Genomic DNA, 20,297 nt, shown 5'->3' with positions numbered 1-20,297 from the left:
TGAAATTTCAATGATGATAGGGAGCAGAGACGCTGGCCTCGCACCGTGTTGTGACATACCCTTCGGAACCGTCGTCGGCCAGCCAGCTGTTTACCCCTAAAAGAGCGCCCGACTGTTCGCCCAGGCTGATGGCCGGTATTTCCGCGCGGTCAAAAAGCACCTCGAAATCGTAGGCAAGCGGGGAGGTGAGATACTGATTCACCAGAAAAACAGCTCGGTTCAAAACCGTTCCCCCAGGCAAACAGGCCGAAAACTGTTCCGCCGGAACCGGCCCGAGAATAATGCTGAATTTCCCCATGCAGTCAGCAATTTCGCTTCCCACGTACATGTCCGTGCCCAAGGTGGCGTTCGTTGCGCCCAGGGCATTCCGCTGGTCTGCAGGTATGGGAACCATTTGCGGAATACACTGCCTGATATGCACCGCTATGCCCTGCAACGCGTCGCTTAATATGGTTTTTAAACCGAGTGCGGAGCGCGGGTGCTGGCTCATGAGGCCGGCGTACCGTAAAAGCGATCTTCGCGCCTCTTCCTCGGCCGGCGTTCGGTCGCTTGAGTCGCCCATTCCCATCAGGCAATAAATGCGTTGCAGATACTCGCGGTCTTTCTCTTCGCATATTTGCAGGAAGAGATTGTATTTGAGCAAAGATCGGACAAAGAGCGGGTAAATCGAGGAGTTGATAATGTCTATGAAGTCGCGCGTGACGCTTTTGTCGTCTCCTGCCTCGATAAGGAGATCCTCTGTATAAAAAGACGGCAGAGGCGAGGAGGTGCCATAGAGGCCGAGAAACGTCGTGTTGACGACGAAACGATGTTCGCCGTCTGCAAGGGGAATCGCCTCAATGCCGGCAATATCCGCCGAGGGAAATCCGAGCGTCAGTTCCGGCCGGATGCGGAGAAAACGACCCTCCAGGGACGCTGCGTCCTTGAGGCCGCACGCCTCCCTTCGCCTGAGGATAAGCCGGAGGAGACGGATCGCCTGAAAGAAGGAGTATGCAGGGCCTTCCCTGAGCAGGTTTTGTTCTAAATCAGAAAATGTTTCCTGTTCCTTGCTGGCCATGTATACGTTTCCCCGGTGCTGACTTCTCTGATGGTAAGAGAAGTGAAGGAGTTTATAGGTGAGTACCAACTCAGAAAACGGTCGAGCACCGATCCGAACAGATACATGTCGCCGATGCCGGCAAAATTTTCCCTCTTGAGATGCAAGGTAATGGCGATGCCGCGTGCCATGATGCCCTGCATCAGACGATTGACGCTTTGGATGTCCACGCTTTCTATGCCTGCCACGCGCTTCTTGTTGGCAAGAATGGATGCCTTGTCCCGTCCTTCAGTAAAAATGTACAGATCGAGTAATGTTTTGAGCGCTTCAGGTCGGTCGATGGTGAGCAGGTTGATGGAGACATTGGAAAGAAGCCGCCACAGAATGCTGGCGCCAAGCGGTGGCTGGACATTCATGGTCGCAGGACGGATATTGCTGAATTCCAACAACTCGGGGGAGGTGGAAGTGTGGCGGCAGATGTCCCCCAGGCCCAGGTCCTCCGGCAACGAGGCATTGGTGCACAGCAGCTTGAGCGACAGCACTTCCTCGGCCGGAGCGATTGCCGCGCCCGGATAGGCCACCGAAATGTAGGTTTCGAGGCTGTCGTCAATAACCGATTTGGCAATGCTTACGTTGTAAACCGCCTGCGCTTCATATTGGGGGGAGAATTGTTGGAAGGAAATATATGCTTTTTCCTTCGAAGTCCCCTGCATGAACCCGGAAACTTTTTCAACAGAGATAATCTGATAATCCTTCTGTTTTGCCCCGGATGGGCGGATGAGATAGCGGCTTTTGCGATGATCGTAGCGGATCGGTTCCGCGTCATGATGAAACAAATTGATAATCGGGGTGGCAAAGAGGAGAAATGAATCCTGTTTTATCGGAACCGGAACAGTCGGCTCCTGTTTCAGTTGCAAGGAAAGCGAGAAGCTGGAACCGCGGCCCCTGTTGGTCCAGCGCTCGATCCCCTCGATATCCACGAAGAGAAATTTTTCCGGCAGCATGAAATATTCCTGCAGGAGGCGGTACGCTGGAAACGACTGCGAAGGATAATGGAGCAGCGCATCCCCTTGACCAAATCCGACAGGTTGGATGGTTGATGCGGGAAGAATGCAGGGTTTGCCATCCGGGGATGACAATTCCACCTGGGCGACATTGGTCATCAGGTGATAATAGAGGTCGCTTCCCTGGGGGATTCCCCCTGCAAGATAGAGTCGGATCCGTTTCTGATTCCAGGCGGCAAGGGGAATGCCGGCAAGTTCAAACTGCAGGGTTATTCTCGGGGGCAGGCCGGCCCGTTGTTCCATCGCCGCATTTTTGATCCTGAGCGGCAGCGCTTCGACGTCAAAACAGGTTCTGAATACGCACGAGGCGCCGTCAACCGGGACAGACGCAACCTCGGTGCCGGCGGGAACCAGCAGGGGCTCGCGCAAGGTCGGACGGGGGGTAAACACCAGAATGGAGGCGGAGGGAATCGGCCGCAGATAGTGGGGAGCCAGCAGGTTCATAACGCCATGCAAAAGCTCGGGAAATTCATCGTCCAGCTTGTGGCGGACAAGACCCGTCAGGAAGGCGGTTCCCTCAAGGAGGCGCTCGACATCGGGATCCGAAGTCTGGCCGCTCAACATGGGGGCAAGGGCGGGATGGGCTTTGGAAAACTCCGCACCCAGCTCTTTCAACAGCGTCAACTCTTCCTGGTAGTAACGATTAAACATGGAGATTGCCCCTGTCTCAGACTATGAGGTGACTTTTACCTGCCCATCGGAGTCAACGATGGTTTCAAAAACTATAGGTGTCCCTTTATCATCGAGAACCAGTTTGGCGGAGATGGAAAACCGGAGCGCCAACAGGTCGTCCTGCTGTGTCCTGAAATGAACGGCTACATCCTTGAGGCGGGGTTCATATTGAACAATGACGCTTTTTATTGCCGTTTCCAGTTCCGGGATGGACTCTGAGGAGAAGGAGCTTGAGATGTTGGTCAGATCCGGAACACCGTATTCCGGATCAATTTCCACCGATCCTTTTTTGGTGTTCAGCACCCGGATCAGGTGTTCCAACACAGAATGGACAATGGCGCCGGAATCGGCGTCAAGGCGCCTTTCCGGATTTTCCTCCATTATGCGTATCCGCTCCAGCAGCCGCTCTTTTTTTATTAGTTGCATAAAGTACGTCGTTTCTCTGTCAAACCGGCAGCGTCAGCAGTGCTGGAAAGGTTGCCCTCTCCACAGGCGTGGAGAGGGCAGGGGGTCATGGCAGCTTAGGATTTGGGTTTTGTCCAGTCATCATCGGTCTGAGCCAGGGTCGAGCCTTTTTCATCAAGGGAGATCCAGGTGATCTTGCCGTAGGTGAACATGACTTCTTCCATGTCGTGATACGGTTCATTCTCTTTGAGAAAGGTCATCGGTTTGTACGCCTTGATCGAAACGATAATCGCCTTTTCAAGCTGAACCTTGGCATAGATATATTCGTTGCCGCTGGTGCCGATGGCGGTGTAACTCAGTTCCCATTTGGTGATCTGTTCGCCTGACGTCAGCGCCTGATACAGTTTGGGTGAAGCCAGATCTTTGTGCTTGGTGATGGAGAAAGGGCCATGGACGCGCTGGCCGGTTGCAAGACCCGTATGGGTGTCGCGCGGGATGTGGACTTCATGCTCCATGGCGTAGACCAAAATCGAATCCTTGTACGCCTCCTGGGTGCAATCGCCCTTGATGTCGCTTTGTTTGGCTCCGGTCAAAGTCAAATAACTGGTGTTTGCCATCTGCTCGTTCTCCTTGTGTTGGTAGTTGAGAAACATGGTCCCTTGGGACCGGATTGATTACGCGTGCTTACTTGTCGAGTTTGCCAACCAGAGAGAGGGTGAAGGAGGATCCCATGTACTTGAAATGGGGCCTGACCATCATGGAGACCCGGTACCACCCCGGTTCTCCATCAACATCCTCTACCTTGATCTGGGCGGAACGGAGCGGTTTTTTCGCGCGGGTGCTCGCCGTCGGATTATCCATTTCAACAACATACTGCCCAATCCACTTGTTCAGTTCGTCCTCCAGTTCTCCCCGTTCCTTAAAAGAACCGATGTTTTCCCGCTGAATCACCTTGATATAGTGCGCCAAGCGGTTGACGACGAACATGTAGGGGAGTTGGGTGCCCAGCTTGTAGTTGAGTTCCGCCTCTTTTCCTTCCTTGCTGATGCCGAAATTTTTCGGTTTCTGGCATGATTGAGCCGAGAAGAAGGCGGCGTTGTTGCTCCCTTTCCGCATAGTCAAGGCGATGAATCCCTCTTCTGCCAGTTCGAATTCCTTGCGGTCGGTAATGACGATTTCGGTCGGAATCTTTGTTTGAATGGCCCCCATGGATTCGTACTGGTACAGTTCCAGGTTCTCGACCGTTCCCCCGCCCTGCGGGCCAATGATGTTGGCGCACCAACGGTAGTTGGCAAAACTTTCGGTCAGCCGGGTGGCAAAGGCGAAGGCTGCATTGCCCCATAGAAAACGATCATTTCCTGCGGAGACGCTTTCTTCGTAGGTGAAGCTTTTCGTCGGGTTGGAAGACGGACCATACGGGAGGCGGAGAAGAAAATGCGGCACGGTAAGGCCCACATAATGGGAATCTTCAGAATTCCTGAATGCCTGCCATCTGGCGTATTGAGGGCCTTCAAAGATAGATTTGAGATCCTTCAAATCCGGAAGCTTGGAAAAATCATCGATGCCAAACATCTCTGCACTGGTGGCCGCAATGAATGGGGCATGCGACATGGCGGAAACCGCAGCCAGATCCTGGAGCAATTTAATATCTTGCGGTCCTGGGCCAAATTCGTAGTTGCCGATTATGGCAGCGTAGGGCTGGCCGCCGAACTGTCCGTATTCGCGAGAGTACGCAACCTTGTACAGTCCGGACTGCACCACCTCGGGAGCGTCGGAAAAATCGTCGAGCATGTCCTGCTTGCTGAGGTTCATGATCTCGAGTTTGATGTTTTCCCTGAAATTGGTCCGGTCAACAATGAATTTCAGCGAACGCCAGGAGGATTCCATTTTTTGAAAATCCGAGTGATGCAGGATTTCATCCAGCTGGCGGCTCATTTTCTTGTCCAGCTCGGCAATCATTTCGTCGCAGATCAGGGCGTTGATCTTCTCCACTGATTTACCCGGCTGAAAAATCTGCGCAATCAGCGCTTCCACGCCTTTTTTGGCGACCGAATAGGACTCGTTCTCTGGAGTCAATTTGGTTGCCGAAAGTATGTCGTCTATCAGCGATAAACTTTCAGTGGTTTCAGCACCCTTTTCTTCAACTTTCAGTTCTTCAGCCATTGTTACGCCTCTCCCTTTTTATCGCCGATACCCATCTCGTTGAGAATTTTGTCTCTCAACGCAGGGTCATCAATAATAGACTGAATTTTTTTCCTGAATTCCGGCACATTCCCCAATGGCCCTTTCATGCCCTTGATCGCTTCACGCAATTCCATCATCTGCTTGAGCTCGGGAACCTGCTGAACGATGGAGTCAGGATCGAAATCCTTCAACGAGTTGAACTTCAGATTCAACGTCATCTTTTCGTCAGGCTGGTCGGTAAGCGTATTGGCTACGCTCAAATCCACCGCTAAATTCTGCGCTTTGAGGACGTCGTTAAAGTTATCTTTATCAATGTTAATGGGATCGCGTTCTTCAACACTCCTGTCGTCCTTCGCCAGGGTGAAATCACCAACTATTAACATTTTTAACGGAAGTTCGACCTCTTCCTTGGCGTCGCCGGTTGCTGGGCGATAGGTTATGTTGACTCGTTCCTTGGGTGCTACCGATTCTTCCTGCATGTGTGCTACCTCTCCGTTGAGATATGATAAAACATTGTGACCCCGGTCATCCGCCGTCCGTCTTCTACGCCACAACTGGAATTGTAGGGGAAACCGATTTTGAAAGTAAAGGAAATTTCCCGAAATACTCCCAGCTGTTAAAGCTGTCCTCACTGTAAATTTTTGACGAACTGCCTGCCGTTACAACCAAATCCAAGCGCTGCAGTCATCCTCAAAAAATAATAGCCCCCCTTGAGAGGAGACCTTTCACATTGCATTCATTGTGTGAGTCTGTCCATTGCCCGGTCTTTGCCGCTTTCCGCGGTGTGCGCAGGACTGTTGCCAGCCTGGCAAATAGCTCCTGCCGTACCGTGATGTGGCAATCCGGTTTGCAGCGGCACTGCTTCAGCTTCAAGTTGTCTGCGCGGGAAGGTCAATATTAAACGCTGAATCGGGGAGAAAAACTTGGACGATGGACAACGGTCCGTTCTGTTTGCCAATGCATGCCTTGCTCATGCGCCCATCAGGATCGCTGCGCCTCATGCGCAGGGCCACGGAGATATTTCCCCGAAGTTATCTTTTTTCTTTTTGCTTTTTCTTTTTTTTCCCCCACAATCAATTCTGGGGCACACAACGAACTGGGCGCTCTTGGTCACGTTTGAGGTCGTTCTTGGCGCGCCTCGACATGTCCTGCCTGGTACGGTCGCGCGAAATCAATGGGTTGTTTTTATGGGGCTCATTCTTGCTTGAGAACTGTTGCCGACAGCGCAATCTGCACTTTGTTGCAGAAAGTTCCTGTTGTCCTGGATCGTCCGATGGGGAAAGATTTCTTCGGGCAACTGTATTTCTAATATCTGATGTTGTGGTGGCTTGCAATCAAGAGAAAGTCTGTTCCGGTCTGTATTCGTCGGATACTTTGATTAAAATGCAAAAAATTATTTTTGCATTGCAATATTCTTTGGTATGAGAATGCAGTTTATATGAAATATGCGATGACAAAAACAACAAAAAAAATCGATGGATTTTCTATTGATAATATTTTGCAAATTTTTTCACTGGAGAAAAAATCGCAGACCCTTCATGTTCGCAAGGAAGATAAGCAGGGGTTTCTTGACATTGACCACGGAGATCTGATTAACGCCCAACTCGGCAACCAGCAAGGGATAGACGCCGCTATAGAGATTCTCTCCTGGGATGATGTGCAAATTGAACTTTTCCAGCTTCGTCCATGCAGCCAAACGATTACCAACTCGTTGATCAATATTTTGCTGGAAGTTTCAAAACTCAAGGACGAAAGGAAAAGTTTATTTGATGAATCTGGCGAAGGATTGCTGGCATCGGCCATCGAAAAAGCAGAGATGCAGCAGTACAAGGAGTCGTATAAGGATCTTGTTCAGTACCTGAAGATAAATAAAAACAATGCGGTTGCCTGGGTGTGGTATTCCAGGATTCAAGGCAATGTCGGCATCATGAAGAAGGCCTTGAACATGGCCGGCAGTCTCGATCCCGAAAATCCTCTGGTCAAGGAAGAACAGCAGAAATTCAGGGCGGTATCCTCGCGTCTGACTGAAGACGTCGCGCGGAAATGCTATTTTTGTTGGGCGCCCCTCAATAAAAATACGACGACCTGCCACTACTGTCGGGGGCATCTGATCATCTCTCGGGAAGCCTTGATCCATTCAGGCGAGGCTGATGCAACGTACCTAGAACAATCCAAAAATCGCTATAGCCGAATTCTAAAAAAATTTCCCCGCAGTTTGACCTCCATCTATTGTCTCGGCTTGGTGAGCGTCAACAGCCTCAATTTTCAAGAGGCCCTTGGTTATCTTGATAAAGCGGCAAAGATGGCGCCCGAAAAGGCGTTGTTTGCCAACCAATTGAAACTGTTGCTCGATCATCTGGCGCAGAATTCTACTGAAGTAAAGGCGGCGGCCGCAAGCCCATCCGCAACCGTTGTCCCGATGGAAACCACAGGGGAGGCGGCGGATGATCAGAAATTGATTCTTGTTGTGGAGGACAGTTCCACCACCAGGAAGGTGATCGCTATTACCCTGAGTCGCCAGGGGTACCGGGTGATCGAGGCCGCAGACGGCCTTGAGGCGCTGAGCAAGATTAGCGAGGAGCGTCCCGATTTGATCATGCTTGATGTCATCCTTCCGAAAATGGATGGGTATAAGATTTTGTCGATTATTAAAGGCAACAAAGAATTCAGGGACATCCCGGTTATCATGCTGACCAGCAAAGACGGGTTTATCAATAAAATGAAAGGAAAAATGGCGGGATCATCCGCCTATTTGACCAAACCATTCGATCCTGACAAGATGATTGCCGAGATCGAAAAACATATTTAATCCATCCCAAGAGTGGTCGCCGCTAGGGCGACAAACTGAACAAGGAGAAGCGCCATGGCTAAAGGAAAAATACTCGTTGTCGACGACAGTCCCACCCAACTTAACATGATGCGCGCGCCGTTTGAGCAGAATGGGTATCAGGTGGTCACCGCCGCCGACGGTGAAGAGGCCGTGGCCATGGTGGAGACGGAAAATCCAATCTTGGTGGTGTTGGACGTCATCATGCCCAAGCTGAATGGGTTTCAGGCCTGCCGTAAAATCAAGACGATGCGCCAGGATCTCCCCATTATCCTGCTGACCTCGAAAAATCAGAAGAGCGATGAATTTTGGGGGAAGAAACAGGGGGCCGACGTCTATATGACCAAACCCTTTGACGCGGCTGAGCTGTTCGCAAACGCGGTCAAGCTGCTCTCTTGACGCCTATCCTCTCGATATTTAATAGCTTTTGTAATAATTTTCCAGGCCAATTGTGAGCAACATGTCCCCACTGCAGGTTTCCGACGAGCAGGGAAAATCCCTGCAAGCGCTTCTTGATGCCGTTGATTGCGATACAGCGCCTGCACTGGCGCAGGACATGGCGGTCCTGAAAGAGCAGGCTGCGCGCAGTCTCCGCAAGAAAAGGCCGTACATCTCTTTCATTCTGGGCAATGATGAGATGGCCCTGCCCACTGACTCCATTCAGGAGATTGGCGAGTTGCCCCAGGTCACGCCTTTGCCAAACATTGCTCCTTGGATCGCCGGGATTGTGCAGATTCGGGGAGAGATCCTCTCTGTCGTCGATTTCATTGCGCTTTTTAAAATCAAGTGTGATCGCGGCCGCAGTTTTAAGCGCTCCTACGTGCTGTTCAAGCAGCAGGACTTCAAATTTTGCCTGGTGGTCGACAGGATCACCGGCGTTGTCAATATCGATGAACAGCGCGACCACCTCGGAGCATACGTCTGCTCAGAAGGCGACCCCCTGGCTGCTTTATCCCCGTTTTTCAAAGGGGTGTTGGTTGTCGGCAGCCGCACGGTGCACATCTTGGAGAGCGACAAGCTGGGGAATGCGCCTCAATTGAGAAAATGGCGGTAATGGCGGCCAATATGATTGATGTGAGGCTGTTTTTTTCACGGGAGAGGATTGATGGCGCAGGACGATAACGATTTCTTCTTGGGATATATTGATGAAGTGCAGTCCTATATCCCGATTATCAAGAAAGGGGTCGAGGAGTTGCAGACGGCTTCCGCCAAGGCGGAAATTTTTGACGAGGTGTACCGATTGGTGCACATCATCAAGGGCGCGTCTTCCATGGTTGGCGTCAAGGGCATGAGTCAGATTGCCGGCTGTATGGAGAGCGCGTTGGACCGTATCCGGGAAGGCAAACTGGCTCTTTCGTCGGAGGCGTTTGCCGCCATGGGGGCAACGGCGGATCGGTTTGATCAGTATTGTCTGCAATTGCGTCAGGGGTTGCCCGTGGAAGAAGAGGCGCTGCTCAACCAAACCGTGGCGGATTTTGGCAAGATAGGTTCTGGCCCCGGTGAGCCGATAATGCCGATGCTTGACGGGGATTTCCTGGAGGAAGTGGAGGGCTTGACGGCCGACCCGATGGGTTTCGTTGCCGACGATGAATTGCTTGGAGAATTTCGCGCCGAAGCCGAGGAGCATCTAGAAGAACTCAGTCAGGCGATGCAGTATCTGGAGTCGCATATTGCTGGTCCGACTCCGATATCCGGCCAGTTGCGCGAGGTTGTGCAGAAAATTCGTCGATCCGTGCACACCGTCAAGGGCGCCGCCGCGGTCATCGGGCTGTCTGATCTTGCTGCGTATGGACACCTGGTTGAGGATGTTCTGGACTGGTTGTATGAGTCGGCCGCCTCGGTGGATCAGCGCATGGTGACGCTGCTCTCGGAATCACTCGAGTTGCTGGCAACCCTCATTTATACCCCGGATCATTTTGACGAGCAGCGTGCCGAACAGTTGCTCGAGCAACTCAATGGCTGCATGCACGAATCGGGGGAAGGGGGACTGTTCGGGGGGAGTTCGGACGTCGCACGCGAGCAGAGCACGGCGAAGACTGCGCCGCCTCGAGCAACTCCGGCGGCTCCGGCAGGCAAGCAAAGCGGGGGATCGTTGCAGGGCGATCTCTTCAGCGAAGAAGAAAAACAGTTGCTCCAGGAAGGTTTTCTGGAGGAGGCGGAGGAGCATTTCCAGCAATTGCATCAATCGCTGCAGATTTTGGAGTCGGAAGTAGACAGCGAAACGCAGTTGTCTCCCGAACACCGGGAGGAAATTCGCAAGATCCGGCGGGCGGTGCATACCATCAAAGGCGCCTCTGCCGTCATTGGCTTGAACGACATCGCCTCGTTCGCCCATGGAGTGGAGGATTTCCTTGATTGGCTGTACGAGAGGGCGCAGCGGCTCGATCCGGGCATGGTCAACGCCTTGGCGGAATCGGTGGATATGCTCGGCATGCTGGTTGAGTCGTCGGAAACCGTGACCGCAGACAGACAGGCGGACATGCATCGGCGGTTGTCAAGTTTCTTCCTGGAGAGCAATCCGCTGGAGTTGACGGAGGAGCTGCAGAGCCTTGCAGAACTGCCAGAGGCCGAAGAATTGGCTTTGGCGGATCCCGTGTGGATGGAAAAGGTGGAAGACGAGGCCGATGCGGCGCTGTCGCAGGCGACTGTTGCTGAAGCGGCGAAAACCATCCGCATCAATCAGTCGCAACTGGATACGCTGATCAACTGGACCAACGAATTGCTGGTGGGCGTTAGTGGCTTTGATCAGAACATGGGGTCGTTCAAAAACGCCTTGAATGAGCTGGAATTGACGACGCGCAGATTAAAGGACATCGCCTTGGAATTGGAGACAAAATTCGAGGTAAAGGCCCTGGATCGCCTGTCCGAGCATTTTGTCCATCTCGACGCCTCCGTTGCGGACGTTAAAACCAGCCAAAGCTTTGCCGAATTTGACGCCCTGGAATTGGACCGCTATACGCAATTGAATCTGATCATCCGGTCCTTGAACGAGTCGGCGATCGACGTAGCCGCCATCAACACCAACCTTGGCGGCATCTACAGCGGCATTGGCGGCGACGTCAGCCGTCAGCACCGCGTCATCCGCGAGCTGCAGGTGCAGATGATGCGGACTCGAATGAGTCCCATGACCACCTTAACCTCGCGCCTGAGCCGCACCATGCGCGACGTTGCCTCCCGACTCGGCAAGCGGGTGCGCCTGGTGGTTGAGGGCGAGCGGGTCGAGCTCGACAGGGTGGTTTGGGAAAAACTTGCCGATCCCTTTATGCACTTGATCCGCAACGCTGTTCATCACGGGGTGGAGTCGGAAGCAGATCGTCTGGCGCGTAACAAGCCGGCCATCGCCACCATCACCCTTGCCGGACGACGCGAGGGCAACCACATCGTTCTTCGCTTCAGCGACGACGGGCAAGGATTGGATTTCACGGCGATTAAGGAAAAGGCCCGCCTTTTTGGCCTGCACGACACTGTTGATCAAATGGATGAGCGCCAACTCACCGATTTGATCTTTTATCCAGGGTTCAGCACCAAAACGATCAGCGAGATCTCCGGTCGCGGCGTTGGCATGGACGTTGTCAAAGAAAACGTCAAGGAATTGCAAGGTTCAATTTCTGTGGAAACCGAACGGGGCGTCGGGACAACCTTTGTTATCCGGGCGCCCTTGACCCTGGGGGTTGTACGGGCGCTTTTGGTGCGCATTGGCGAGGTGACCTACGGCATTCCCCTGAACGACATTCGCGACATTCACCGGATCGAGCAAAACGCGATTTCGCGGGAAGAGGGGAGCTGCCAACTTGCCGGAGCCACTCTCCCCTGGTATTCGCTCCCGTCCCTTTTGGGGTTGGGGGAAGAGCAGGGGGGCGACCCTCGGCCCCTCGTGCTCGTCTTGGCCACGGAAGGGCGGGCCATCGCCCTGTCGATTCCTTCGGTCAGCGGCCAGAAAGAAGTTGTCCTCAAGGGGTTGGGGTCCCATCTGCGGACTGTTCCGGGTGTTTCCGGGGCCGCGGTTATGGGCGACGGCAGCATCGTGCCCATTCTTGACGTTCCTGGCCTTGTCGAGGAGGCGGAACGAGCCGAACATGCCGATGCAATGATGTTCCAGCTCGAGATTCCGAAAACGTTTACCGTCATGATCGTTGACGACTCCATCTCCATTCGTCGCGTCATGAGTCGCCTCGTTACCGCAAACGGGTGGTCGCCGGTTGAGGCAAAGGACGGCTTGGATGCCGTCGAACAGTTGGAAATGGACGAATTCCGGCCAGACTGCATTGTCCTGGACATTGAGATGCCGCGTATGAACGGTTTTGAATTTTTAGCTAAACTGCCAAACCTTCCAGGCGGAAAAGATATTCCGGTGATTATGCTTACCTCCCGAACTTCCAGCAAGCATCAGGAAAAGGCGTTCCAGTTAGGAGCCAAGGCTTTCCTCAATAAACCTTGCAAGGATGAGGAATTCGTTGAGGCGGTGTTGCGGCTTACCGGAGAATCCTCGGCCTCGGCGTGGATGAGACAGGGTGAGGTGGTTTCGTGAATACTTTTTTTCTCGCGCAGATTGGCGGAAATTTGTTTGGGTTGAAGAAAGAGTGCGTTGTCGGCGTCGGCGTGCGCGACGATGAGAGGGTCAAGCCGGTCGAGGTGGACGGGCTCCGATGTCTCCCCTTGCCTAACGGGGATCAGGCGGTGGTCTGCAACTTGCAGGAAATATTCCCGCATGGAGAAGGCAGTCGACATGCGGCGCAGGGGTATTATCTCATTGTCACCCACCAGGGGCGGTTCATGGCCATGCCCATGACCGGAAAAGGTAGGCTTGTCATGGCCCAGGAAACGGATGCGCATCCTTTGCCGCCGGCTTTTGCCGGACAGGCGAGAAGGTTGACCTCGGGAGTGTTGGTTAACTGCAATGATCTCATTTTGTTGATGAATATGGACGTCCTACTGAGCCTTCCGCAAGAAGCGCGCGGAAAGGACGCGGACGCCAAGTCGGCAGAGAGAAAGCTGCTGGGCGACGGTGGGAGGCGATGACTGTGCAGGAAAGGCAACCGTCGGAAGTCCGGATCTTTTTGCTGCCGCTGACGCTTGCCGACAGCGAAAAAAATGTTTTTTGTTTGTTTAGCCAGAATCAAGTGGTTGAAATTATTGGCAGGCGACCAGTTCAGCACATTCCTTTTAGTCCCGCGTATCTAAAAGGCGTGGTGAGTTATCAGGGGGCTCTCCTGCCGGTTGTCAATTTGGATGAACTCTGCAGCGGACCGCAGAAAAGCGGTCAGGCGCAATTTAAACAGTTGGTTGTCCTGCGTACAGGCGCGGTGGACCCCGCAACCGGCGAGCCCTTGAAGATTGTCGTTGTCGCGAGCACGGGCGTGCGCACCGTCAAGCTTTCCGCACAGATGTTGGCTGATGGATTTGATCCCCAGGAACCGCCCCTGTCGCTTGCCGCTTCCGGCATTATGCGTGGTTTTTTTCAGCAGCAGGCGACGTATGTGGCTCTGGTGAATCTTGATCAGATAGTTTTAGGCGATTACGCCCAAGAGGTCCATGAGGTGGTTGGTTGATGGTCGAGCAAAGCGTGCTGGACAACCGGATTCGAGTCGTCACCAAGAAAATGGAAGGGGTGCGTTCCATCGCGCTCGGCTTTCTTGTTGCCGCCGGTCCTATGGATGAACCGGCGGATCGGAGCGGTGTTGCCCATTTAACTGAACACTTGATGTTTGCCGGCACCAAAGGACGGGACAATGATGAAATTGCGCGGATGATGGACACGACCGGCGGTCAGGTTGGCGGGTTCACTTCTCGGGATTACACCTGTTTCACCACCACGGTCCTTGATGATTATCGCACCTACTTAATCGACTTGATGGGCGATATTCTAATGCATTCTCAGTTCGCCGATTTTGCCGTTCATCAAGAGAAAGAGACGGTTATTCAAGAGTTGAGCGCCCAGCTTGATCGTCCCGATATTTGCGCTCATGAACGACTCAAGGCCCATGTTTGGCAAGGGCATCCTCTGGGAAGACCGATTGGCGGGACTATCGCCTCAGTGGCTGGTTTAGAGCGACATGACGTGGTCGATTTTTTCAGTGCGAATTATCAACCGCGGCGACTGATCGTTGCGGCTGCTGGAAACGTCAACCATCAGGATTTGGCAAGCAATGTAACCGACGCCTTGTGGATGATGAAGGATGACGGAAAAATTGACATGCAACCGGTTCGCCCGGTTTTTCGCGGCGGCGTTACAGTGGAGTGCAAGGGGGTTTCCCATGTGTATTTTTCCATTGGCTTCAAGGCGGCCCCCTATGCTGCGGCGGAACGCTATCTTATCCATCTGTTCACGGTAGTGCTGGGCGGTGGGATGAGTTCCCGTTTGTTCCGCAAGCTCAGGCATGAATTGGGGATGGTCTATGACGTGAGCGCAGAGTATCAGGCCTATCGGGATGACGGCGTCATCGTTGTCGAGGGGTCGACTACTCCTGAGTTGCTGCATTCGGTTCTCTCGCAAATATTGCTTGAGATAAAGGGGATGGCGCTGGGAATGTTGCCGCTTACTGAAGAAGAGTTGTGGATTGCCAAAATGCAACTCAAGGGCCAGCATATTATTGCTCAGGAGAATTCTCATACCTGCATGAGCAGTTTGGCGACACAGGCTTTTTATTTTAACCGGTTTATTGATTCGGATGAGATTTGTTCCCAGATTCAGGGGGTTGATCTGGGGCGAATGAATGATATTACGACAAAAGTTCTCAGCGATGGACTGATGGATTCAGCAATATCTTTAGTCGGTCCTTCTTGTGAACCAGTCTGTAACACGGCGACTCTTGAGAAAATGCTCCGAGAGTTCAGGTAAACTTTATTCATAGGAACGGAGGAAAAAATGGCCCTGGACAGCATCATTAAGAAAAACTGGATAGAAATTCAAAAGAAAAACACGGCGCCAGTCAATGCTATTGGCATAAAGATTAATCCCAAAGACGAAAAAACGCTGAAGGTTTGGAAAGAAGAAGGCATCGACCAGTTTATAAAAAAATAAAGCAAACAGTGACTGGAGCGAACCGCATCTTTCCTGAGTTCGCAATTGTAATAGGGGGCTCGCGAAGCCCCCTTAAGAGTGTGGCACGGTATGTGCCATGCGATATGGCGGTTTCCTTGTGTCCCATTTTCCGCAAGCGGTCAGTGGCGATATAAGTAATTGGCTTGAGCGATGTGCTTAACACGTTGAGTGAGGAGTCTCGGAGGCAGAATGGAAGAACAAGGCAAACAGTCAGGAGGGTTTCGTAACCCTTTCTCCACATTGACCGAAAATTTTACTATTCGCGGCAAGTTGATGCTGGCGTTTTCGGTCATGATTGTATTGACGCTTGCAGTTGTCGTTATTGCAAGTATTTCACAGCGTTTTGCCAAGAGCACTATTGACGAATTGGTGTTGGTGCACGGTAAGATTGCCCGGTTGAGTCTCGATACCGATAAAACGCTGAAGATCATGAGCGGCCATGAAAAAGACTTGTTGCTCAATTATAGCCAAATTGGCATCCAGGAAGCCAAGGTGCAATATTTGAGTAGGTTCATTGCCGCCGGCGGTGAGACCTATCAGAAATTATTCGAGATTCAGCAGCTGGCCCCCAGCGAGCAAGAAAAGAGCGCTGCGCAGCAAGCTATGGACGCTATAAACAATTATTTGGCGGCGTTTATCGCCACCGTGAATATTCTCGAGTTGCGGGTTGACCCTGAGTTTGGCGAGCTAACCAAATTACAGCAGACAGTTGACGCTTTGCGGAAATCAACAAGCGTGATCGAATCCTCGAAAGTGCAGGTTCGCTTTCAAGATCTTTTGTATCGCTTGCAGCAGTACATGTTGCAGCCGGAGAAAAGGATCGGCGATCAAGTGCTTGCTGATGCAAAAGCGTTGAGCGAGAGCGTGAAAGCGTCCATTGAAAACGCCTCGGCCCAGACCGGGTTGTTGGCTCAGGTGGCCGACTTCTCGAAGTGGTTCACGGAGGTGGCGGCAACCGACGTCACGATTAAAACTCGGATTGCCGCCTATCAAGAGGCTGTCGCGCAAGCCGACCCTGTTATTGCCTCCTTTCTTAAAGGCGCCGTGGCCAACGAAACAAAGGCCGTGAACCGTATGGAGAGCACCGCCGGCTTGGTTGAGAAAATCGTCATCGGCGCAGGTGTCGCGGCTGTTCTGCTGGGCGTGTTGATTGCCTTTGGTCTGGCAAGGGGGTTGACCGGGCAGGTTAATCACATCATGGACCTGCTTGGCGCCATGGGTATGGGCGACTTTAGCGCCCGCACCGAGGTGGTGAGCAATGACGAGCTAGGCCAGATGGCCACGGCCCTGAATGCCATGCTCGACAATATTACGCTTCTGATTCAGAGTCAGGAAGAGCGCGACTCCATTCAGGAAGCGATTATGAAGCTGATGGGCGAGATCAGTGATCTTACTCAGGGCGATCTGACGGCCCGTGCTGAAGTGACTGAAGATATGACCGGGGCTATTGCCGACTCCTTCAACACTATGGCCGAGCAGTTTGGCGACATTGTGCGTCAGGTTAAGAATGCAACACTGGCGGTAGACGGGACCGCGTCCGATGTTTCGAAATTGACGGTCGATCTGGCGACAAAAAATATTGATCAGACAAAGCAGGTCGACGCGGCTATTCAATCTATTAACGAAATAGCCGAATCAATCCGGCAGGTTTCCCAGAACGCGGCCAAGTCGGCTGACGTATCCTTGGCCTCGCGCGCCAACGCCCGTGAAGGCGCTGAGGCGGTAGAGAAAACAAACCTTGCAATGGATGAAATCAGGGAACAGATCAACGAAACTGCACGATCCATTAAGCGACTGGGCGAGAGTTCGATGGAGATCGGCAACGTCGTCGAAATCATCAATAACATTGCCGACAGAACTTCTATTCTGGCCCTGAACGCTTCCATTCAGGCCGCCATGGCCGGCGATGCAGGGCATGGTTTCGCGGTTGTTGCTGAGGAGGTCCAGCGACTCGCGGAGAGTTCGAGTAACTCGACGAAGCAGATTGAAATGCTGGTGAAGAGTATCCAGTCTGAAATTAAAGACGTAAGTAATCGTATGGATGAAAGTATCCGCAGGGTTGTGCAAGGTTCGCAGCTTGCTGACGGCGCTTACGGTAAACTGCAGGAAATTGAAGCGGTTTCCAATCAGTTGGCGGATCTTATTGCATCCATTACCCAAGCCGCAGCCAAACAGGTGCAGATGTCGGAGGGTGTTGTCGAGAGTATGGTGGCAGTGGGCGGCGTGAGTAATGAAACCTCCAAGATCTCGCAAGACACGGCCTTGTTGATGAACACCCTGAACAAGACGGCGCATGAGCTCCGTGAGGCTGTTGAAATCTTTAAGGTCGAGATCGCTCAGACGGCATAGGTCGCATGTCGTTTTTTACGTAGCAAACATTTATAGAATTGTGAGGTGAAATAAGCATGAAACAACAGACCCTGGCCAGTGTGCTGGCGCTATGTCTTTCGGTAGGCCCTGTTTCTGAAATTTTTGCAGCGGATGGCGTAATAAAATTGGGAGTTAGTGCAAGTATGAGCGGGAGCTTTGCCTCTGTGGGGGCAAGCGCTAAAAATGCGGTGGAGTTGGCAAAACAGGAAGTTGAAGCGACCGGAGGATTGAAGATCGGTGGGAAAAGCTATTTGATCGAGGCCATTTATACAGACAACTCGTCCAACAGATCGGCGGCCACGACCAATATCCTTAACATGATAGGACAAAAGCAAATCATGGCGATTGTTGGGCCTTTGAGCAGCGACCGGGCCATACCCGTGGGGGAGGTCGCAAATTCTTTCAAGACTCCCATGGTGACGCCATGGTCAACGTCCCCGTTGACGACCCAGAATCGGCCGTATGTTTTTCGGATGCCGGTCATGTACGATATCCAGGCAGAGGCTATGACAAAATTTTCCGCCAAGGAGTGGAAGGCCGCTAAAGCTGCGGTGCTTTACGACGAGGTGAGCCCTTATCCTACTGGAATGGCTAAAGCCTTTAAGGAAAAATTCGAAGCTGCAAATGGTGCAGGCTCGGTGGTTGTTTTTGAAACATTCCGAACCGGTGAGACGGATTTTAGCAAACAATTGGGCGCTGTCGTCAGCTCCGGCGCTGATTTTCTTTATACGCCGCAGCACTACGAAGAGGTGCCGTTGATTGTGCGTCAAGCTAGGAAGATGGGATGGAAAAAACCCATTTCCGGGTCAAATTCCTGGGCTGGAGGGGATCTGATGGGAAAGTGCGGGGATGATTGCAAGGGGTTGATCTTTACTGGCAATTTTGCTCCTGGAGGAACGACGGGCAAAGCCAAGACCTTCGTCGACACTTATCAAAAGGTCTACAATAAACTGCCCGACGAGCCGGCTGCTTTGACCTATGATGCCGTCAAGCTTATCTTTTTGGCGCTGCAAAAGACTGGCGGATTGTCAGGGAATCTGGTGGAGGATCGGACAAAGCTCAAAGATCAGCTCGCTGCAACCAAGAACTTTGAAGGTGTGAGTGGAACCATGAGTTACCAGGGCAATGGCGACCCTGCAAAATGCACTGCCATTATCAAAATTGATGAAAGCGGCGTATTCACTAATATTGATAAAACATGCCCTTGAAATTGTGAGATTGAATAGGCCGGATTTTTGTCTGTATGGCCCCAAGGGCACTCTCCTGTGCAGAGTCTGTGTAGAAGGGTGCTCCAGTCTGAGTAATCGGATCAGCAGCGCCACTGCAAGCCATGCGCAATGTTCCAAACAAAAAACCCTGCAATCAATTAAGATTGCAGGGCTTTTTTATACATGGCGGAGAAGGAGAGATTCGAAATGTCTGTTTTGGCTCTAGTTAATTGATTTTATGTCGTTTTTTTAAGCGTTTTTTGGTTTTGGAAACAAATTGGAAACGCCATATTCATTTAACCTTCCGCAAATGTTCAACCTGCTCCAAAATAACCGTCTCCATCAGCTGCCGTTTCCTCGCCAGTGTCGTTTGCTCGTAGGCCTTGAGCGATTCAATCCGGGCATGATCAGTAACAACCTGAATGTCACTCAACGGCATGCCCTTTTCGTTGATCATGATACAAACGCCGCTATGCTTTGTTCCTGGATAAAGGGTAATAGTCTCCCCTACCTGCTCGCAAGCAGCTTTCCAAATCGTTGATAACGCCTTGTTAGTATACCTTTTTCCGTCTTTTCTTGCTCGTTTGTTCACAAAGAGATACGGACTGTTATTGTCCAAGTCGACCAACCTTTCAACCTCTTCAATCATGGCGCTATGGCACGGAATAACGTGGTCAGCGCCGGTCTTGGTGCTGTTTACAAGCTGGTCAAAACTAATGCTCCGGCGGATTAGGAACGCCTGGTTGAACCGGTCATAGTCGACCTTGTGAAGTGCGCAGGCTTCGGCAGGCCGGCGAAGATGGTATTTGAGGAAAAGGAAAATGGGTCGATCCGCTTCCGGTATGGCCTCGATAATCCGCATCTGCCGAGCTTCAGGAATCCAATCAATGGCCCGCTTGGCGATCCCGTATTCGTCACGCTTGGGGAATGGCGGCACATCAGGTATTCGTCGAGAACGCCAAGCGTAGTCCATGAATCCATGAAAGCACATCATCACATCGTAGGCGCTTTTCCCACTCAGTTTCAATGACCGACGCAACTGGTTGAGCGTGTCGAGTTGGATTTCATGAATCTGCACCGGGTTTGCCTCAAAAAATGGCTTGATCCAGTTTCGAAAATATCCCCGATAACTCTTCAACGTGGCAGGTTTTCTGTTGTCCTTTTGCTCAAGCCAATGCTCGAAATACGGGATAACATCGGTATACCGTTGTCCGGTGTACTTCTCGATCCGGAACACGCCGTTTTCGACGTCGCCCTGCATCTGTGCCAAGAGGCGGCAGGCGTCAATATATCCTTGGTCTTTCTTCTGGCTCGGGTGCGTCTGCACCATCAACCGGCCCTTGTACCGGCTAATTTGATACCGCTTACCCTGCCAATTCCACGCAACACCCCACTGCGCACGGTCCCGCTTGAAGTACACCGACCCAGACATGCACACCTCCCCAAAATTCAGATGGGTGGCATTCTGCCCATGTTTTGGAGATAGTGT

General features: G+C 52.2%; 18 protein-coding genes. 11 read left to right on the top strand and 7 right to left on the bottom strand.

What is annotated here, in order from left to right:
- Positions 1 to 7 precede the first annotated feature (7 nt).
- The 6 genes from tssG to tssB form a co-directional block, all read right to left on the bottom strand.
- On the bottom strand, positions 8 to 1,057 hold the full coding sequence (gene tssG, locus RCH93_RS10140) for a type VI secretion system baseplate subunit TssG (RefSeq protein ID WP_306548273.1): 1,050 nt from the start codon (positions 1,055 to 1,057) through the stop codon (positions 8 to 10).
- Positions 1,021 to 2,751 (bottom strand): type VI secretion system baseplate subunit TssF, encoded by a 1,731-nt coding sequence (tssF, locus tag RCH93_RS10135; RefSeq protein WP_306548272.1) that lies wholly within the window; start codon positions 2,749 to 2,751, stop codon positions 1,021 to 1,023. The genes tssG and tssF overlap by 37 nt, the downstream gene beginning before the upstream one ends.
- Positions 2,752 to 2,772: 21 nt before the next feature.
- Complete coding sequence (gene tssE, locus RCH93_RS10130) at positions 2,773 to 3,198, bottom strand: type VI secretion system baseplate subunit TssE (RefSeq protein ID WP_306548271.1); 426 nt, start codon at positions 3,196 to 3,198, stop codon at positions 2,773 to 2,775.
- 95 nt (positions 3,199 to 3,293) lie between these two features.
- On the bottom strand, positions 3,294 to 3,794 hold the full coding sequence (tssD, locus tag RCH93_RS10125) for a type VI secretion system tube protein TssD (RefSeq protein ID WP_306548270.1): 501 nt from the start codon (positions 3,792 to 3,794) through the stop codon (positions 3,294 to 3,296).
- A 67-nt stretch (positions 3,795 to 3,861) separates the two neighbouring features.
- Entirely contained in the window at positions 3,862 to 5,340 is a 1,479-nt protein-coding gene (gene tssC / locus RCH93_RS10120; RefSeq protein ID WP_306548269.1) for a type VI secretion system contractile sheath large subunit, read from the bottom strand.
- A gap of 2 nt (positions 5,341 to 5,342) precedes the next feature.
- The gene (tssB, locus tag RCH93_RS10115) at positions 5,343 to 5,840 is read right to left on the bottom strand and encodes a type VI secretion system contractile sheath small subunit (protein WP_306548268.1); all 498 of its coding nucleotides are present in this window, start codon (positions 5,838 to 5,840) and stop codon (positions 5,343 to 5,345) included.
- A gap of 444 nt (positions 5,841 to 6,284) precedes the next feature.
- Here tssB and RCH93_RS10110 point away from each other — a divergent pair, with 444 nt between their 5' ends.
- The 11 genes from RCH93_RS10110 to RCH93_RS10060 all read left to right on the top strand — a co-directional run bounded on the left by RCH93_RS10110 (position 6,285) and on the right by RCH93_RS10060 (position 18,808).
- Entirely contained in the window at positions 6,285 to 6,569 is a 285-nt protein-coding gene (locus RCH93_RS10110) for a hypothetical protein (protein ID WP_306548267.1), read from the top strand.
- Positions 6,570 to 6,799: 230 nt separating this feature from the next.
- Entirely contained in the window at positions 6,800 to 8,170 is a 1,371-nt protein-coding gene (locus RCH93_RS10105) for a response regulator (protein ID WP_306548266.1), read from the top strand.
- A gap of 54 nt (positions 8,171 to 8,224) precedes the next feature.
- Positions 8,225 to 8,587 (top strand): response regulator transcription factor, encoded by a 363-nt coding sequence (locus RCH93_RS10100; RefSeq protein ID WP_306548265.1) that lies wholly within the window; start codon positions 8,225 to 8,227, stop codon positions 8,585 to 8,587.
- A gap of 61 nt (positions 8,588 to 8,648) precedes the next feature.
- Complete coding sequence (locus RCH93_RS10095; protein WP_306548264.1) at positions 8,649 to 9,242, top strand: chemotaxis protein CheW; 594 nt, start codon at positions 8,649 to 8,651, stop codon at positions 9,240 to 9,242.
- Between the two features lie 51 nt (positions 9,243 to 9,293).
- Positions 9,294 to 12,716 carry an Hpt domain-containing protein gene (locus tag RCH93_RS10090; protein ID WP_306548263.1) on the top strand — a complete coding sequence of 1,141 codons (3,423 nt, stop codon included), beginning with the start codon at positions 9,294 to 9,296 and terminating at the stop codon, positions 12,714 to 12,716.
- Positions 12,713 to 13,207 carry a hypothetical protein gene (locus RCH93_RS10085; RefSeq protein ID WP_306548262.1) on the top strand — a complete coding sequence of 165 codons (495 nt, stop codon included), beginning with the start codon at positions 12,713 to 12,715 and terminating at the stop codon, positions 13,205 to 13,207. The genes RCH93_RS10090 and RCH93_RS10085 overlap by 4 nt, the downstream gene beginning before the upstream one ends.
- Entirely contained in the window at positions 13,204 to 13,737 is a 534-nt protein-coding gene (locus RCH93_RS10080; RefSeq protein WP_306548261.1) for a chemotaxis protein CheW, read from the top strand. Before RCH93_RS10085 ends, RCH93_RS10080 begins: the two co-directional genes overlap by 4 nt.
- The gene (locus RCH93_RS10075; RefSeq protein WP_306548260.1) at positions 13,737 to 15,026 is read left to right on the top strand and encodes a pitrilysin family protein; all 1,290 of its coding nucleotides are present in this window, start codon (positions 13,737 to 13,739) and stop codon (positions 15,024 to 15,026) included. Before RCH93_RS10080 ends, RCH93_RS10075 begins: the two co-directional genes overlap by 1 nt.
- 27 nt (positions 15,027 to 15,053) lie before the next feature.
- Complete coding sequence (locus RCH93_RS10070) at positions 15,054 to 15,209, top strand: hypothetical protein (protein ID WP_306548259.1); 156 nt, start codon at positions 15,054 to 15,056, stop codon at positions 15,207 to 15,209.
- A 210-nt stretch (positions 15,210 to 15,419) separates the two neighbouring features.
- Positions 15,420 to 17,579 (top strand): methyl-accepting chemotaxis protein, encoded by a 2,160-nt coding sequence (locus RCH93_RS10065; protein ID WP_306548258.1) that lies wholly within the window; start codon positions 15,420 to 15,422, stop codon positions 17,577 to 17,579.
- 56 nt (positions 17,580 to 17,635) lie between these two features.
- Positions 17,636 to 18,808, top strand: coding sequence for an ABC transporter substrate-binding protein (locus RCH93_RS10060; protein ID WP_306548257.1), 1,173 nt, complete (start codon positions 17,636 to 17,638; stop codon positions 18,806 to 18,808).
- 292 nt (positions 18,809 to 19,100) lie between these two features.
- Here the strand turns inward: RCH93_RS10060 and RCH93_RS10055 are convergent.
- On the bottom strand, positions 19,101 to 20,297 hold a 1,197-nt coding region (locus tag RCH93_RS10055), incomplete at its 5' end, for a tyrosine-type recombinase/integrase (protein WP_306548256.1).

The sequence above is a fragment of the Desulfobulbus sp. genome (assembly GCF_030824455.1).
GTDB lineage: Bacteria > Desulfobacterota > Desulfobulbia > Desulfobulbales > Desulfobulbaceae > Desulfobulbus.
This window is presented reverse-complemented; position numbering and strand designations above follow the sequence as displayed.

What these genes read in the sequence shown, in the direction of transcription:
- tssE (WP_306548271.1), bottom strand. Translation starts at nt 3,198, where the DNA reads ATGCAACTAATAAAAAAAGAGCGGCTGCTGGAGCGGATACGCATAATG.
- tssB (WP_306548268.1), bottom strand. Translation starts at nt 5,840, where the DNA reads ATGCAGGAAGAATCGGTAGCACCCAAGGAACGAGTCAACATAACCTAT.
- tssG (WP_306548273.1), bottom strand. Translation starts at nt 1,057, where the DNA reads ATGGCCAGCAAGGAACAGGAAACATTTTCTGATTTAGAACAAAACCTG.
- RCH93_RS10100 (WP_306548265.1), top strand. Translation starts at nt 8,225, where the DNA reads ATGGCTAAAGGAAAAATACTCGTTGTCGACGACAGTCCCACCCAACTT.
- RCH93_RS10065 (WP_306548258.1), top strand. Translation starts at nt 15,420, where the DNA reads ATGGAAGAACAAGGCAAACAGTCAGGAGGGTTTCGTAACCCTTTCTCC.
- tssD (WP_306548270.1), bottom strand. Translation starts at nt 3,794, where the DNA reads ATGGCAAACACCAGTTATTTGACTTTGACCGGAGCCAAACAAAGCGAC.
- RCH93_RS10080 (WP_306548261.1), top strand. Translation starts at nt 13,204, where the DNA reads ATGACTGTGCAGGAAAGGCAACCGTCGGAAGTCCGGATCTTTTTGCTG.
- RCH93_RS10075 (WP_306548260.1), top strand. Translation starts at nt 13,737, where the DNA reads ATGGTCGAGCAAAGCGTGCTGGACAACCGGATTCGAGTCGTCACCAAG.
- RCH93_RS10095 (WP_306548264.1), top strand. Translation starts at nt 8,649, where the DNA reads ATGTCCCCACTGCAGGTTTCCGACGAGCAGGGAAAATCCCTGCAAGCG.
- tssC (WP_306548269.1), bottom strand. Translation starts at nt 5,340, where the DNA reads ATGGCTGAAGAACTGAAAGTTGAAGAAAAGGGTGCTGAAACCACTGAA.
- RCH93_RS10105 (WP_306548266.1), top strand. Translation starts at nt 6,800, where the DNA reads ATGAAATATGCGATGACAAAAACAACAAAAAAAATCGATGGATTTTCT.
- RCH93_RS10070 (WP_306548259.1), top strand. Translation starts at nt 15,054, where the DNA reads ATGGCCCTGGACAGCATCATTAAGAAAAACTGGATAGAAATTCAAAAG.
- RCH93_RS10090 (WP_306548263.1), top strand. Translation starts at nt 9,294, where the DNA reads ATGGCGCAGGACGATAACGATTTCTTCTTGGGATATATTGATGAAGTG.
- tssF (WP_306548272.1), bottom strand. Translation starts at nt 2,751, where the DNA reads ATGTTTAATCGTTACTACCAGGAAGAGTTGACGCTGTTGAAAGAGCTG.
- RCH93_RS10060 (WP_306548257.1), top strand. Translation starts at nt 17,636, where the DNA reads ATGAAACAACAGACCCTGGCCAGTGTGCTGGCGCTATGTCTTTCGGTA.